Origin of the sequence: Prauserella flavalba (assembly GCF_003202235.1) — a bacterium.
Classification (GTDB): domain Bacteria; phylum Actinomycetota; class Actinomycetes; order Mycobacteriales; family Pseudonocardiaceae; genus Prauserella_A; species Prauserella_A flavalba.
In genome coordinates, this window is sequence record NZ_MASU01000005.1 from 1,636,199 (window position 1) to 1,651,443 (window position 15,245).

Annotated in this window: 13 protein-coding genes; 2 read left to right on the forward strand and 11 right to left on the reverse strand. The window is 72.5% G+C overall.

The window, feature by feature from the left end; genetic code table 11:
- Nucleotides 1-40: 40 nt before the first annotated feature.
- From BA062_RS15150 to BA062_RS15175, 6 genes are read right to left on the reverse strand one after another with little or no spacing between them, the layout of a single operon-like run.
- Nucleotides 41-1,000 carry a zinc-binding dehydrogenase gene (locus BA062_RS15150; protein ID WP_110336744.1) on the reverse strand — a complete coding sequence of 320 codons (960 nt, stop codon included), beginning with the start codon at nucleotides 998-1,000 and terminating at the stop codon, nucleotides 41-43.
- On the reverse strand, nucleotides 1,000-2,115 hold the full coding sequence (locus BA062_RS15155) for an alpha-hydroxy acid oxidase (protein WP_168213966.1): 1,116 nt from the start codon (nucleotides 2,113-2,115) through the stop codon (nucleotides 1,000-1,002). The genes BA062_RS15150 and BA062_RS15155 overlap by 1 nt, the downstream gene beginning before the upstream one ends.
- On the reverse strand, nucleotides 2,112-3,056 hold the full coding sequence (locus BA062_RS15160) for a dihydrodipicolinate synthase family protein (protein ID WP_110336746.1): 945 nt from the start codon (nucleotides 3,054-3,056) through the stop codon (nucleotides 2,112-2,114). The genes BA062_RS15155 and BA062_RS15160 overlap by 4 nt, the downstream gene beginning before the upstream one ends.
- Before the next feature lie 48 nt (nucleotides 3,057-3,104).
- Complete coding sequence (locus tag BA062_RS15165; protein ID WP_110336748.1) at nucleotides 3,105-3,992, reverse strand: ABC transporter permease; 888 nt, start codon at nucleotides 3,990-3,992, stop codon at nucleotides 3,105-3,107.
- Between the two features lie 9 nt (nucleotides 3,993-4,001).
- On the reverse strand, nucleotides 4,002-5,018 hold the full coding sequence (locus BA062_RS15170; RefSeq protein ID WP_110336750.1) for an ABC transporter substrate-binding protein: 1,017 nt from the start codon (nucleotides 5,016-5,018) through the stop codon (nucleotides 4,002-4,004).
- Between the two features lie 2 nt (nucleotides 5,019-5,020).
- Complete coding sequence (locus tag BA062_RS15175; protein ID WP_168213967.1) at nucleotides 5,021-5,815, reverse strand: ABC transporter ATP-binding protein; 795 nt, start codon at nucleotides 5,813-5,815, stop codon at nucleotides 5,021-5,023.
- 128 nt (nucleotides 5,816-5,943) lie between these two features.
- Between BA062_RS15175 and BA062_RS15180 the strand changes: the two genes are divergently transcribed.
- Complete coding sequence (locus BA062_RS15180) at nucleotides 5,944-6,861, forward strand: LysR family transcriptional regulator (protein ID WP_168213968.1); 918 nt, start codon at nucleotides 5,944-5,946, stop codon at nucleotides 6,859-6,861.
- Between the two features lie 9 nt (nucleotides 6,862-6,870).
- On the opposite strand, the gene BA062_RS15185 is transcribed toward BA062_RS15180, so the two are convergent.
- Entirely contained in the window at nucleotides 6,871-7,347 is a 477-nt protein-coding gene (locus BA062_RS15185; RefSeq protein ID WP_110336756.1) for an Lrp/AsnC family transcriptional regulator, read from the reverse strand.
- A 133-nt stretch (nucleotides 7,348-7,480) separates the two neighbouring features.
- Between BA062_RS15185 and BA062_RS15190 the strand changes: the two genes are divergently transcribed.
- A complete protein-coding gene (locus BA062_RS15190) occupies nucleotides 7,481-9,790 on the forward strand; it encodes a transketolase-like TK C-terminal-containing protein (RefSeq protein WP_110336758.1) in 2,310 nt (769 codons plus the stop codon).
- A 268-nt stretch (nucleotides 9,791-10,058) separates the two neighbouring features.
- On the opposite strand, the gene BA062_RS15195 is transcribed toward BA062_RS15190, so the two are convergent.
- From BA062_RS15195 to BA062_RS15210, 4 genes are all read right to left on the reverse strand, one after another.
- Entirely contained in the window at nucleotides 10,059-10,844 is a 786-nt protein-coding gene (locus BA062_RS15195) for an SDR family NAD(P)-dependent oxidoreductase (protein WP_110337393.1), read from the reverse strand.
- An 82-nt stretch (nucleotides 10,845-10,926) separates the two neighbouring features.
- Complete coding sequence (locus tag BA062_RS15200) at nucleotides 10,927-11,757, reverse strand: SGNH/GDSL hydrolase family protein (protein WP_168213969.1); 831 nt, start codon at nucleotides 11,755-11,757, stop codon at nucleotides 10,927-10,929.
- Nucleotides 11,754-12,170, reverse strand: a complete 417-nt coding sequence (locus BA062_RS15205) for a nuclear transport factor 2 family protein (protein ID WP_110336762.1) — start codon at nucleotides 12,168-12,170, stop codon at nucleotides 11,754-11,756. Before BA062_RS15205 ends, BA062_RS15200 begins: the two co-directional genes overlap by 4 nt.
- A 102-nt stretch (nucleotides 12,171-12,272) precedes the next feature.
- The gene (locus tag BA062_RS15210) at nucleotides 12,273-14,972 is read right to left on the reverse strand and encodes a LuxR C-terminal-related transcriptional regulator (protein WP_110336764.1); all 2,700 of its coding nucleotides are present in this window, start codon (nucleotides 14,970-14,972) and stop codon (nucleotides 12,273-12,275) included.
- Nucleotides 14,973-15,245 lie beyond the last annotated feature (273 nt).

The following is a 15,245-nucleotide window of genomic DNA, read 5'->3' on the forward strand; positions in this document are numbered from 1 at the left end:
GTGTGCGGAGCGGCACTGAGGCAGCGCGGGTTCGGGGAGGTCAGAACTCCGCGGTGAGGGCGACCTTGAGGCGGCCGGCGGCGGGCTGGGCGTAGGTCTCGTACGCCTCCTGCGCCCGGCTCATCGGGAACACGTGGGTGATGTAGGAGGCCGACAGCTCCGGGTGCTCGTGAACGTAGGCCTCCGCCTCGGCCAGGTAGCGGCGCCAGTCCACTGTGGTCCCCGCCTGCAGGGTGAGATGCTTGCGGAAGAACGGCCGCATCGGCAGGACGTAGTGGTCCTCGGGCAGGCCGAAGACGAACAGGTGTCCGTGCGGGGCGAGCGCGGTGATCGCGTCGGCGACGATCTCCTGCCGGTGACCGATCGCCTCCACGCACACGCTGGGACGTTTGTCGTCGTCCCAGTCGGTGTCGGCCCACTGCCGGGTGTTCGTGGTGACGAGCTCGTCGACGCCGAACGTGGCGGCGACATCGGAACGGTCGACCCGGTCGACACCGATCACACGGTCGGCGCCCCGGCTCTTGAGCGCGTGGGTGAACAGCAGGCCCAGCGGGCCGAGGCCGAGCACCGCGACCCTGGCGCCCCGCACGTCGGGCATCCGGTTGAGCGTGCTCAGCGCCGTCGCGACCGGCTGCACGATCGTGGAGCGCACGTCGTCGAGGCCCCCGTCCAGGCGGTGCAGCAACGACGCCGGGTTGATCAGGTACTCGGCCAGCCCGTGCGAGGTGCGGGCGATGCCCACCACGCGGCATCCCGGGGGCAGCGCGTCCGCACGCGAGGCGACGACCTCCGCGACGATCTCGTGCAACGGCACGCCCACGTGGCCCGTGTACGGGTTGTCCGGGTCGAGATGCCCCAGGAACTTCGGCACGTCGCTACCGCAGATCGCGCCCGCCTTCAGCCGCAGCAGCACCTCACCGTCGCGAAGGTCCCCGGCGGTCGGCGCGGGCACCTCCACGCGCTCGAACCGGCCCGGCCCAGGTTGCCGCAGAGCCCACATCAAACCCACTCCCTTTCCCTTACCGGCCACAGAACATCGGTCGTCACCTCGCGCACCGTCGTCACCCCGCACAGCGCCATCGCCATCTCCAGCTCGGTCCGCAGCACGTCCACGACGTGCCGCACCCCGGCCGCCCCGCCGACCGCGAGCCCGCACAGCGCGGGACGTCCGATCAGGACCGCGCAGGCGCCGAGGGCCAGCGCCTTCAGCACGTCGGTGCCGCGCCGCACGCCGCCGTCCAGCAACACCGGCACCCTTCCGGCGACGGCGGAGGCCACGTGCGGCAGCGCGTCGATCGCCGCCGGGGCCGTGTCGAGGTTGCGGCCACCGTGGTTGGACACCCACACCGCGGCCACGCCGAGCTCGACCAGCCGCGCCGCGTCGTCGCCGCGCAGCACCCCCTTCACCACCACCGGAACCGGACACGCGGCGATCAGGCGAGCCAGGTCCGCCCAGCCGAACCCGGCGTCGAGCGCCGGACGGTGGATGGCTCCTGCCTTCGGCCGCAGCCCCGCGAGCGCACCGAGCATCGGATACGTCAGACCCTCCGGCAGGTCCAGGCCGTTCCACCGCTGCCGGTTCCGGGTACCGGGGACGGGCGTGTCCACGGTGACCACCACGGCGCGCGCACCGAGCGCCGCGACGTCCCGGACGATCCGCTCCTGGAACTCCGGGTCGGGCAACGGATTCAGCTGGAACCACAATGGACCGTCCGTCGCCGCCGCGATTTCGGCGAACGACGTGGTGCTGTAGCTGCTCACCACATAGGCCGCGCCCGCCTGCGCGGCGCCTTCGGCCGTGGCGAGTTCGCCTCGGGGGTGGAACAGCCGGTGCGCCCCGGTGGGCGCCAGCATCACCGGGTGCTCCAGCCGGATCCCCGGCACCTCGGCAGACGTGTCGAGGTGGCGTACATCGGTCAGCACCCTCGGCGCGAGCCGGATGTCGGCGAACCGGCCGGTGTTGGCGCGCAACGTGTGCTCGTCCGCCGCGCCACCCAGCAGGTAGTCGGCGACCGGCCCGGCGAGCCGCTCCAGCGCGGCGCGTTCGTACTCGCCGAGCGTGCGCGGCCCACTCGCCCCGTGCTCCTCCGGGGCGAGCGGGTGCACGGGCCTCACGCGGGGACGCAGGTCAGGCCGGCGTCCTCCAGGATCGTGCGGATCCTGTGCAGGGCCGCGGGATCGTCCACCGGCAGCTTCGGGCGGCGCGGGTAGCCGCCGGGCTGGCCGAGCAGGTTCATCGCGGCCTTCAGCGTGGGCTGCATGCCGCCGAACGCCCAGTTGTAGCCGTCGGCGCGGGCGCCGAGCAGGCCGGCCATCAGGTGCTCGAACTTGTCGACGATCTCGATCGCCCTCACCGTGTCGCCCCGCCACGCCGCCTCGAAGAACTCCGGCATCTCCCGGCCGAGCAGCAGCCCGCTGCCGAAGTGCCCGTCCCCGCCGTAACCGGAGGTGATGAGCGCGAGCCCGAGCCTGCTGAGCAGGTGCCCGAACACGACCAGCCGGTCGCCGACCCGCTCGATCGTGGCGAGCAACTCGCGGGTGTCCGCAGTGGACTGTTTGATCGCCACGACGTTCGGGATGTCGGCGAGGCGGTCGATCATGCTCACGCTGATGTTGTGCGCGTTGTCCTGCGGGAAGTTGTAGAGCCACATCGGCAGCTCGGTCGCCGCCGCCACCTCCTCGTAGTAGGCGACGAGCTCGGCATCGGTCGGCCGAGCCATCGGCGGCGGCGACGACATCACCGATGCGGCACCGGCGTTCGCGGCGTGCCGGGCCAGCCGGGCCGCGTCGTCGGCCCGCGAGCAGGAGACGCCGATCGTCAGCGGCACCCGCCCGGCCACGGCCTCCACCGCGACCTCGGCGACCCGCTCGCGCTCCGCCGTCGTCTGCGCGAACCACTCCCCCGTGCTGCCGTTCACCAGTATCCCGTGCACACCCTCGCCGACCGCGTACTCGATCACCTTGGCGAACGCGGGCTCGTCCAGGCGCCCGTCGGCGGTGAACGGCGTCACGGGAGCCGTCCAGTAGCCCTTCCAGTCCACGTCTTTACGGTCCATGAAACGAAGATCTCCTGTCTTCTCGTGGTTGTGTCTGTCCGAAGTGGTCTAGGAGTCGCCGCGTACGGACCAGCGCAGGGAATCGGCGAAGACCCATTGCACGAGGCGGTCGGTGAGGTATCCGCACGCGCCGAGGCTGATCATCGCCGCGATCACGTAGTCGAGCCGGAACTGGTTGTAGGAGTCGATCAGCACGTAGCCGAGACCTGACTTCGCACCGAGGATCTCCGCCACCACCACGGTGGTCCACGCGATCCCGGACGCCACCCGCAGCCCGGTGACGATGCTCGGCGACGCGGCGGGCAGCGTGACGCGGATCAGGATCTTGCGTTTCGACGCGCCCAGCATCGCCGCCGCCCGCACCAGGTTCGCGTCGGCCAGCCGCACCCCGCTCACCGTGTTCACGTAGACCGGGAAGAACGTCGCGAGCGCGGTCAGGAAGATCGCCGGGCTGTCGCCGATGCCGAACAGCAGCAACGCGAGCGGGATCCAGCCGGTCACCGAGATCGGGCGGATGGCGCTCACCGTGGGGTCGACGAGGCTGCGGCCGATCGAGCTCGCGCCGCTGAGCAGGCCCAGTGCGATGGCGAGCAGCGAGCCGATGCCGTACCCGATGAGGATGCGGAACACCGACGCGCCCATGTGCACGAGCCACGTGCCGGAGTAGATGGCAGACGGGGTGAACGCGTCACTGACCTGCCAGCCGAAGAGCCAGTCCAGCAGCGCCATCACACACGTGGACGCGGCCGGGAACAGCCCGTCGGCCAGCAGCTGCTCGCGTCCGACGTACTCCCAGATCGCGAGCACGATCACGGGCACGACGAACGGCAGCACGAACCGCCGCAGCGCGTTGCCCTTCCGCGCGGGGCGGGTCGCGGTGCGCGCGGGTGCCCGCACCGGTCCCGTCGACGCGGCGGTCTCCGTGGCGGAACTCATGCCGTCACCTCATTCCTTGCCGAGATCGTGGGCGGGTTTGCCGGTCACCTGTTCCAGGAACGAGTAGTCCAGCCGGGCGAGCAGTGCGGGGCCCGTGTCCTCCTTGATGACACCGAGCCGGTGCAGCACCCGCGGGACCGAGCGGATCTGCTCCTCGTCGAGGTGCAGTGAGGGTTTGATGTACTGCTTGGCCAGCGCGTCGACGATGCTCTGCCGGTCGGTGTTGCCGGTCAGCTCGGCGTAGGAGTCGGCCCATTTCGCGGGGTCCGCGGCGAGCTCGTCGAAACGCTCGGTGAACGCCTTCAGGATCGCCCTGGCCTGCTCCCCGTGGCTTTCGAGGAAGTCGACGTTGGCGAGGATGCCGCTGGCGACGGTGAAGGACCCGTCGTACATCCCCGCCTGGATCTCCGGGACCTCCTTGCCACCCGCGGCCACGGCCTGGCCGGACAGCGGCGGGAAGGTACAGATGGCGTCGACGTCGCCGCGCTGCAACGCGAAGTTCAGGTCGGAGAACCCTTGCATGTTGACGAACGTCGAGTCGGTGTTGAGGTCGACGCCGTGGTTGGCCATCGCGGTGGCCAGGTTGACGTACTGGGTGGAGCCGCGGACCGAGCCGATGCGTTTGCCCTTCAGGTCGGCCCACGTCTTGATGCCGCTGTCGGCGCGGGCGACGAACACGGAACCGTGCTCGCTGATGCCGGACACGTACCGCACGGACGGGTCGCTGTCGGCCAGCAGCGCGGCGACGTTGTTGTAGCCCACCGGCGCCAGCTGGATCGCCCCCTGGACGAGCGCGGTGAGGCTGTCGTTGGAGCTCTTGAACGGGACGAGCTCGATATCGACTCCGGTGTCGCCGAGCTTCTCCGAAAGACTCGCCCACGGCGCCCACGACGCGGAGGGCACCCAGCCGATCCGGACGGTGGAGCCGTCCGAGGAGTCCGGGTCGCCGAACGCGGAGGCGCCGCCGACGATTCCGGCGAGCAGGACGACCGCGAGGAACAGCCGCCAGATCCAGCTCTTCGACATGGCTACTCCCCCTCGCCGGTGTGCACGTGCCGTTCCTCGTCGCGCAGCTCGTGGAACAGCCGGTTCTTCAGCTCGACGAACGCGGGGTCGGCCATCGCGTCGTAGGACCGGGGGCGCGGCAGCGGCACGTCGAGCACCGTCTTGATCCGGCCGGGCCGGGCGGACATCACGGCCACGCGATCGCCGAGGAGCAGGGCCTCGTCGATGTCGTGCGTTACGAACAGCACGGTCTTGCGGTCGCGGTCCCACAGTTCGAGCAGCAGCTCCTGCATGGTGATCCGGGTCTGCGCGTCGAGCGCGCCGAACGGCTCGTCCATCAGCAGCACGGGCGGGTCGTTGACGAGCACGCGGGCCAGGCCGACGCGCTGCCGCATGCCGCCGGACAGCTCGTGTGGCAGGTGGTCGCCAAACCCGGCGAGGCCGACCCGGTCCAGGTAGTGCGAGACCCGCTCGTCGAGTTCTCTTCCGGAGAGCCTGCCCTGGACGCTCGGCCCGAACGCGACGTTCTTGGCGACCGTCATCCAGGGAAAGATGTTGGCGTCCTGGAAGACGACGCCGCGGTCCGGGCCGGGCCCGGTCACCGGCCGCCCGTCCACCGCCGCCTGACCCCGGGTCGGCGGCACGAAGCCTGCGATCAGGTTGAGCGCCGTCGACTTGCCGCAGCCACTCGGACCGAGCAGGCAGACGAACTCCTCGCCGGCCACCTCGAGATTGATGTCGTCGAGCACCCGTACCGTCGTCTTCGCCCCTGGCTTGGCGAACTCGACGTCGATGCCGTCAAGCACGATGCCTGCCACCCGCACCTCCCACCTTCCGCTCCTCGATCGCGCTGGTCCGCGGCCCTTTCCGGCTCGCGGGTGGGTCCAAGTTAGGTGTGAGGTGCGATACTCGTCTAATACAGAATCCCGACCGATTGATGCCCTTTATGTCATCAGACTTCACGTTCGGCCAGCTCAGAGCGTTCGTCGCGGTGGCCACGGAGCTGAGCTTCCGGCGCGCCGCCGAGAAGCTGCACACCACGCAGCCGCCGCTGTCGCGCCAGATCAAGGCGCTGGAGGAGACGGTCGGCACGCGGCTGTTCGACCGGGGCACGCGCCGGGTCGCGCTCACGGCGGCGGGCCAGGCGTTCCTGCCCGAGGCGCAGCGGCTGCTGACCAACGCCGACGTCGCCCGCCGGGCGGTCACCGAGGCCGTCACGGGCGAGCGCGGGGTCGTCCGCGTCGGCTACATCGAGCCCGCGGCGTACGACCTGCTGCCCCGCGTGCTGCCGAAGTTCCGCGAGAAGCACCCGAAGATCGACCTCGAGCTGCACGAGATGCACTCCTCCGATGCCGTGCGCCGCCTGCGCGGCCGCGACATCGAGGTGGCACTGCTGCGCCCGCCCGTCGACCAGACCGGCCTGCGGCTGGAGATCGTCTACGCCGACCGGCTGGTCGCCGTGGTCCCGGAACACCACCCGGTGGCGGGCCGTACGATCGCGCTGGCCGAACTCGCCGACGAGCAGTTCGTGAGCTTCACGGCCAACCAGGGCACCGGGGTGCACACGGCGGCCCTGCAGGCGTGTGCGTCGAGCGGCTTCTCCCCCACCATCGCCCACCTGGCGAGCAGCACCCCGATGCTGATGAGCCTGGTCGCCGCAGGGCAGGGCGTCGGCTTGATTCCGGAGCCGTTCAGGATCGCTCCGCGGCCCGGGGTCGGTTTCGCGACGATCATCGACCCCGAGGCCCGCAGTCACGTCGCCATCGCCTGGCGCGAGGACGAGTCCCGCGCCGCCTACCGGACGCTGCGCGACCTCACCCGCGACACGGCGGCCCGCTCAGCCACCCCCGCCGAGCCGCAGTGAAGGCCACCTTCACTGCAGGGTGCGGCGCAGCAAGGGGGTGATGCGGTAGTCGACGAGCTGCCGCATGACCAGTGCCGTGTTGGTGCGCTCGACGCCGGGGATGGCGAGGATGCGGCCCGCGATGCGGTACAGGTCGTCCGCATCGGCCGCGACCACCTGGATCATCAGGTCGACGGGGCCGGAGATGCCCTGCACCTGCAGCACCTCGGGAACGTCGGCGAGTGCGGCGGCGACCTCGTCCAGCAGGCGCTGGGTGACCTGGGCCGTGATGAACGCGGTCAGCGGATATCCCAGCGCGGCCGGGGAGATCCGGTGCTCGAAGGACTCCAGTGCGCCGTGTCGCTCCAGCCGGGCGAGCCGTGACTGGGCCGTGTTGCGGGAGATCCCGACGCGGTCCGCGAGCGCGAGCGTCGTCGCCCGGGGGTGCTCGGCCAGTTCGAGCAGGATCCGGGCGTCGATCGCGTCGACGTTGCCGTCATGGGGCATTGTGCTCGCCTCTCCCTCGCCTGCGCCGCCAGTGATTGAGCAGATTGCTCATTATCGGCCCGACGTGTTGAGCATCAGTCCAGCAGGTTGTTTCACTGTGAGCAACCTGCACCCGGATCGAGGACGGCCAGTGATGACCAAGCCCGCCACCACCACGCCCGGCATCGACGTCCTGCGCGCCGTGGAGGACCGGGTGCTGTGGCTGTCCAGCGCGATGATCCACCACGCGAACCGCGTGCGGCCCAACCCGTCGGGACTCAAGGTGGGCGGGCACCAGGCATCGTCCGCGTCGATGGTGTCGATCATGACCGCGCTGTGGTTCAACCGCCTGCGCTCACAGGACCGGGTGTCGGTCAAGCCGCACGCCTCCCCCGTGCTGCACGCGATCAACTACCTGCTCGGCGAACTGGACGCTTCATACCTGCCGCGGCTGCGCGAGTTCGGCGGCCTGCAGAGCTATCCCAGCCGCACCAAGGATCCCGACCCCGCCGACTACTCGACCGGCTCGGTCGGCATCGGCGCCACCGCCCCGATCTGGGGCGCGGTGTCCCGTCGCTACGTCGACACCGCCTTCGGCGGCGCGGGCACCGGGCGCCAGTACTCGCTGGTCGGCGACGCCGAACTGGACGAGGGCGCGGTGTGGGAGGCCGTGCTCGACCCCGGTGTCGCCGAGCTGGGCGAGATCGTGTGGATCGTCGACCTGAACCGCCAGTCGCTGGACCGGGTGGTGCCCAACATCGCCGCCGCCAAACTGCGCGGGATGTTCGCCGCCGCGGGCTGGCAGGTCATCCAGCTCAAGTACGGCCGCCTGCTGGAGGAGCTGTTCGCGAAACCGGGCGGCTCCGAGCTGCGGCAGCGCATCGACGGCATGACCAACCCCGAGTACCAGCGGCTGCTGCGCTGCGATGCCGCCGAGCTGCGTCACCGGCTGCCCGGCGAGAGCCCCTCCGCCGCGGCGATCTCCTCGCTCGTCGCCGGGCTCGACGACAGCACCCTCGTGGACGCGATCGCCAACCTCGGCGGCCACGACCTGGCCGCACTGGACGACGCGTTCGACGCGATCGACGACACCCGGCCCACGGTGATCTTCGCCTACACCGTCAAGGGCTACGGGCTCGCCACGAAGGGCCATCCGCAGAACCACTCCGCGTTGCTCACCGACGCGCAGCTGCGCGAGCTGGCCGGCCGGGTGGGCGCCGACCCGGACGATCCGTGGCGGGGCTTCACCGAGGGCAGCCCTGAGCACGAGCTGTGCCGGGCCACCGCGCGGCGCCTGCGCAGGCCGGAACTCCCCGCGGTCGCGCCACCGGCGGTGCCCGCGGACTTCGGCCGCACGCCCTCCGGCACCGCCACCACCCAGGCCGCGCTCGGCCGCGCGCTGCTCGACCTCACCCGCGAGGCGCCCGACGCCGCCCGCCGCGTCGTCACCGTCAGCCCCGACGTCAGCTCCACCACCAACCTCGGCGGCTGGGTCAACAAGGTCGGCGTGTGGTCGGTGCAGGAACGGCAGGACTGGTTCGCCGACGACGCCGAGACGATCCTGCACTGGCGGGAGAAGCCGACCGGTCAGCACATCGAACTGGGTATCGCCGAGGTCAACCTGGTCAGCCTGCTCGGTGAGCTCGGCGCGACGTGGAGCCGCTGGGGCCAGGCACTCCTGCCCATCGGGGTGCTCTATGACCCGTTCGTCGAACGCGCCCTCGAACCCTGGTCCTACGGCATCTACGCCGGCGGGCAGTCGATCCTCGTCGGCACTCCGTCCGGGGTGAGCCTCGCCCCCGAGGGCGGCGCGCACCAGTCGATCAAGACGCCCTCGATCGGCCTGGAGCAACCGGGCTGCGTCACCTACGAACCGGCCTTCGCGCTGGACACCGAATGGACGCTGCTCGCCGCACTCGGCAGGTTGGGCAAGCCCGGCGGCACGTCGGCCTACCTGCGGCTGTCCACACGGCCGGTCGACCAGACCCTCGCCGACGTGCCCGGCGACCCCGCCGCCAGGGAACGCCGGCGCCGCCAGGTGGTCGCCGGTGCCTATCCCCTGCGCCGCACCGACGACCCGAAGGTGACCATCGCGGCGATGGGCGCCGTGGTTCCCGAAGCGCTGGACGCCGCCACTCGGCTCGACCAGATCGGCATCCCGGCGGACGTCGTGTGCGTGACCAGCCCCGATCTGCTGTACCGCGCCGTCCGCGCCCGGCAGGGCCACGAACAGGCCGACACCTGGATCCTCGACCAGGTCTTTCCGGCCGACCGGGCGACGCCCCTGGTGACCGTCCTCGATGGACACCCGCACACGCTGTCCTTCCTGGCCACCATCAACCGCGTCGCGACGACCGCGCTCGGTGTCACCCACTTCGGACAGTCCGGCTCACTCGAGGACGTCTACCGCCACCACGGCCTCGACACCGACAGCATCGTCCGCGCAGCCCTGGACGTCGGCTAGGTGAGCACGTCCATCGCCTGTGTTCCGCCAAGCAGGCGCAGCTTCCTCGGACGGCGGGCCGTAATTCCCGTCCGTACGACCTTCACCGAGATGATCAGCGCATGGGAGGAGCAGACCCCAGGCATCCGTGAGCAACTGGTCGCCGCGGCAGCGCTGCGCCGTGGCGCCGAGCAGCCTGTGCCAGGCACTCGGCGAACCGGTGGCCGCGGTGCTCGACGAAGCCGAGCGCAGGGCCACCGCTCCCCGGGCTGACACCCCTCGGCGAGGATCAGCGCTGCACGAAGGCGGGCGTTCCGGCGAGCCTGCCGCCGTCGACCGCCAACACGGCACCCGTGACGAAGTCCGCCGTGGGACCGCACAGCCACAGGATGGTCTGGGCCACCTCGGCGGGCCGCCCGAGCCGCCGCAGCGGCAGGGTGCCGGCGACGAGGGCACGGGCGCGTTCCCCCGCCCGTTCGAGCCGCTCGGTGTGAATGGGTCCGGGAAGAACCGCGTTGACGCGGATGCCGTCGGCCGCGTGGTCGAGCGCCGCGGTGCGGGTCAGCCCGACCACGCCGTGCTTGGCGGCCACGTAGTCGGCGAGCCCCGCGACACCCTGTTCGGCCGCCGTGGAGGCCACGTTGACGATGCTGCCGCCCTCCGTCATCGCCCCGATCTCGTGCCGCAGGCACAGGAACACCCCGCGCAGGCTGACCGCGATCGTGGTGTCGAACTGCCGAGGGGACATCGCGGCGAGGGGCACGGGTCTGGAGCCGTGCGCGGCGGCGTTGTTGACGGCGACGTCGAGCCTGCCGAAGCGGGCGACGGCGACGTCGACCGCGTGGGCGACCGCCGCGTCGTCGGCGACGTCGGTGGGGACGTCATGGGCGGAGCCGCCGCCCTGCGCGATCTCGTCGCGCAGGGCGTGCAGCGCGGCTCCGTCGCGGGACGCGAGCACGGTATGGGCGCCCTCGGCGGCGAACGCGCGCGCGGTCGCCGCGCCGATGCCGCGGCTGGCGCCGGTGATCAGCACGACCCGGCCGGTGAACGGGCCGGTGTTGGGAGAAGTGGTCATGTCCCCGAGCGTGCGCGCCGGAGCGGCCACGAAGCATCGGCCGGCAGGCCATCGCGGCAGACCGCCGCGATGGCCTGCCCTCTCACGGCTGCGTGGCGAGCACCGCGAGTGCCGCCCGCGCGATCGCCACCTGCCCCGCGAGCGTCGGATGCACGCCGTCGTCGCCGACGAGGTCCGGCGCCGCGGGGGTGCCGAGCACGGCGGTCAGGTCGACCAGCGGGCCGCCGAGGTCGCGTATCCCGTCGGCCAGCGCGCGCACGTCGGCGTTGGCCCACGACGAGTGTCCGAACCGGAACGGCGGAAAGGCGCTCACGCGGGCCTCGTCGACGGGCGCGGGCGTCACCCAGATCCACCGGGGCGAGGCCAGCACCCGCGCGATCCGGCGCAGTTCGGCGAGGTTGGCGAGCGACTCGGCCAGGCTCACCTGGGTCTTGCGCGCAGCGGGCCCCACCCGCGCCACGTCGTTTCCGCCCAGTGCGCACACGACCACGTCGGGTTTCACGGCGGTGAGCGTGGCCGGCCACGACCGCAGGATCATGGCCGTGGTGTGGGCGGACAGGCCGCCGTTCGCCAGCCGCACGCCGTGTCCCGGCCGCCGCAGGTCGAGTGCCGCCCTGAGGATCTCGGCCCAGGACTGCAGGTCGTCGGTGAGGCTGTCACCCGCCACGAGCACCGTGGCCTCGCCCCCGGCGGCCCACCGGTCGATCGCCGCGGCCGAGGCCGGGTCGGCCAGCAGCTCCGTGGCACCCTCCCGCGCCGCGGCGGCGAACCGCTCGCGTTCCGCCTCGTACTCCTGTTGGGAGAGCCCGAAGATGGCCGCCTGCGCCGCACGCATGCCCGGCAGGTACCCGTACGACTTCTCCAGGTGCATGTACTGGACGAACCGGGTCCCGTCCAGCATCGTCGCGCTCATCGCGCGCTCGCCTCGCGCTTCGGGGCGCCCGCGAACGGCCCTGGCCCGCCGAGCGGGCTGAACTGGATCGCCGCCAGGCGCCATTCGCCGTGCTGCCGCACCGCCGTGTGGGTCACCCGGAACCGGCCGTCGGCGCGGTTGCCCGCGAACGTCGCCTCCTGTTCCTGGCTGCCCACCACCACGGCCGCGTCGCCGTACACGCGCACCGAGTCGGGCGCCCACTCCAGCCGTTGCATGCTCAGGCCCTGCGGCCCGAACCGGCCGAGCCACTGGGCGCGGTCCAGCACGAAGCCGGCCGGGCCCACGAGGGTGAAGTCGTCCGCGCCGAGCCGGTCGAGCTGCTCGGCGTCGCCCGCCAGTTCCGCGGTCACCCAGCGCCGGCACAGTGCGAGCACGTCCTCCGTCGTCGCCATGATCGTTCCTCCGTCGTCGATGGATCAGCCAACGTGACGACGTTCTCCCCCGGCGCCGCAGGCGGGCATCGGCCAGCTGGCCATCCCGAGCGGGCGGGTGGGTCAGGACGAGCCGGTCTGGTCGCGCAGCAGCGCGGTGAGCGCCGTCCGGTTCGGCACGCCGAGCTTGGCGTACACGTGCGCCAGGTGGGCCTTGACGGTGCTGCGGCTCATGAACAGCCGTTCGGCGATCTCGGGGTTGCTCAGTCCGTGCCCGACGAGCCGCGACACCTCCAGCTCGGTGGGGGTCAGCAGGCCGAGCACGCCCGTGGCGCCGGTGCGCGGACCCCGCCCGCGCACCAGGGCGGGCACCACGACGTCCGGGTCGGCCCGCTGGCCCTCGGCCCACAACCGCTCGAACGTCGCCGCGTCGAGGTCCGTGCGCAGGCGGGCGACCAGTGCCGCATGCGTGCGCGCGTCCACCGGTGGCCGGGGGTGGCCCATCGCCGAGCGGAGCGCGTCGGCGATCGCGCAGAGCCGCACCGCCTCGCCCGGGTCACCGCCGGCCAGCGCGAGCTCGCTGAGTCCGTCCACTGTGGTCGCATTCCCGAGCGGCACGCCGTTGTCCCTTCGCACCACCAGCGCCTGCAGGCGCAGCTCGCGGGCCCGTGCGAGGTCGGCGGAGGCCAGCTGTGCGTGCTCGTCGAGGAGGTCGGCCAGCTCGAACGGGGCACCGAAACCGGTCAGGATGCGGTGGCCGCGCACCGCCCACTCCTCCGCCTCGCTGGTCCGGCCGAGGCGGCGCAGCACACCCACCAGCCCCGGCAGGCACCGGGCGGCGGTCCAGTCCCGTTCGCGGTGCCGCAGCCGGTCAACGCCCCGCTCGAACCAGCCGAGCGCCTCGTCCAGCTCCCCCAGCCACAGGTGGGTCAGCCCCAGCGGCACGACGAACCCGACGGCGTCGGCCTCCTTGGCCCTGGCGAGCGCGTCGACCACGGGCTCGAGCAGCCGCAGGGCACCCGCGAGGTCACCGGACACCGCGAGCGCGTGCGCGGTGTTCCCGGAAAGCGTGCCGGTGGCGAAGTAGTCGCCCAGCGGGGCGGCCAGTTCGAGGGCGCGGCGTCCCGACTCGACCGCGCCGGCCACCCGCCCCCGGGTCAGCTCGGTGTAGATCGCCACCCCGGCCGCGAAGCCGCCGCAGAGCCGGTCGCGCCTGCGCCGCGCGCGCTCGGCGATCCTGCGGGCGAGCGCGTCGGCCTCGTCGTTGCGCCCTCGCGTCACCAGCGAGTAGGCCTCGAGCACGCCCGCCCAGTCGGCCGCGAACGCGTCACCTGCGGCGAGGGCCTCGGCCCTCGCCGCGGCGGCGGTCGCCGCGCACCCGGCGAAGTCCACGAAGAACCGGGAGAACGCGAGCGCCGCGAGACAGCGGGCCCGCGCCCCAGGGTGGTCCGCCTCCCGCGCCAGCGCGGCGCCGCGCTCGGCGGCGTCGGCGACCTCCGGCAGCCGTCCGGCCGCCATCGCCAGCAGTGCCCGCCCCGCCTCCAGCCGCGCGGTCAGGGCCGTGCGCTCACCGGGCCGCGCGGCCAGCGCCCGGCCTATGGCCCGCAGGCCGGGACCGATCTCGCCGCCGACCAGCCACGCCTGCGTCATCGCGGCGGCGAGCCTGCGGCCCCGGTCCGGGTCGGGGCGGCCCAGTCCCCGGTCCAGCGCGGTGCCGAGATCTGCCCGGTGCACCGCGAGTACCGCCCGCCACCGGTCCTGGTCCTCGGCCATGCCCGGTTCCGCGCGCTCCGCCAGTGCGAGGTGGAAGTCCAGGTGGCGGTCGCGGACGGCCTCCGCCTCGCCCGCGGCCTCGAGCAGGTCGACGGCGAACTGCCGCACGGTGTCGAGCATGCGGTAGCGCAGCTCGCCCTCCACCTCCACGGTCAGCAGCAGCGAAGCGTCCAGCAGGCGGGTAACACCGCGCAATGGAGCGGTCGCCTCTCCCTCGCCCGCGACGGCCGCGGCCGCCTCGACGGTGAACGGACCGCTGAACACGCCGAGCCTGCGAAACAGCCGCTGCTCCGGCTCCGTCAGCAGGTCGTGGCTCCACGCCATCGACGCCATCAGGGTCCGGTGCCGGGGCGCCGTGTCGCGCGGTCCCTCGACGAGCAGCTCGAACGCGTGGTCCAGCCCCTCGGCGATCTGGGCCAGCGACAGCGCCCGCACCCAGGGCGCCGCGAGCTCGACGGCCAGCGGCAGGTGGTCCAGTCGCGCGCACACCGCGGCCACGCCCTCGGCGTTGCGCTCACCGTCGAAGTCGGGCAGCACCAGGCTGGCACGCTCCGCGAAAAGCCGCACCGACTCGGCCGGGCGCAGCGGCGGCACTCGCCACACCGTCTCGCCGCCGATGCCCAGCGGCTCCCGCGTGGTGGCCAGCACCGTGATCTCCGGGCACTCGGCGAGCACGGCCGACACCAGTTCCGCCGTGGGCTCCAGCAGGTGCTCGCAGGTATCGAGCCACAGCACCAGCCTGCGCCGGGACAGGGCCGCCACCAGTGCGGCGAGTTCCGCGCCACCCGGCTCCAGGTTCACACCCGCCGCGGCGGCGACGGTGGCGCACACCAGATGCGGGTCGGACACGGGCCCCAGATCCACGTCCACGGCGGGTTCGGGCCAGGTATCCCGCAGCCCGGCGACCAGCCGGGCGGCGAGCCGTGTCTTGCCGCACCCGCCGACACCGGTCAACGTGACCAGCCGCCGTGCCCGCAGCAGCGCGCTCAGCTCCGCCAGCTCCGGCTCCCTGCCGACGAAGCTGGTCAGCTCGCTGCGCGCGCCCCTCACGGGTACGAGCCTGCCACCCGCGCATCACGGCGACGAGGAACGACTCGGTCACGGGCCGCCGGTCCCTGCGCGGTCCGGGGTCAGCCGATCGCCGCCCGGACGCGCTCGCCCAGGTCGGCGAGGCGGTCCACCGGTTCGTTGGCGAACACCAGCCGCAGGTAGTGGTCGCCGCCGAGCCCCATCCGGGACCTCCGCGAGTCGTGCGTTCCCGACCGCGAGTCGTACGTTCCCGACCGCGAGTTGTGCGTTCCCGGATAGTGAACGCACAACTCG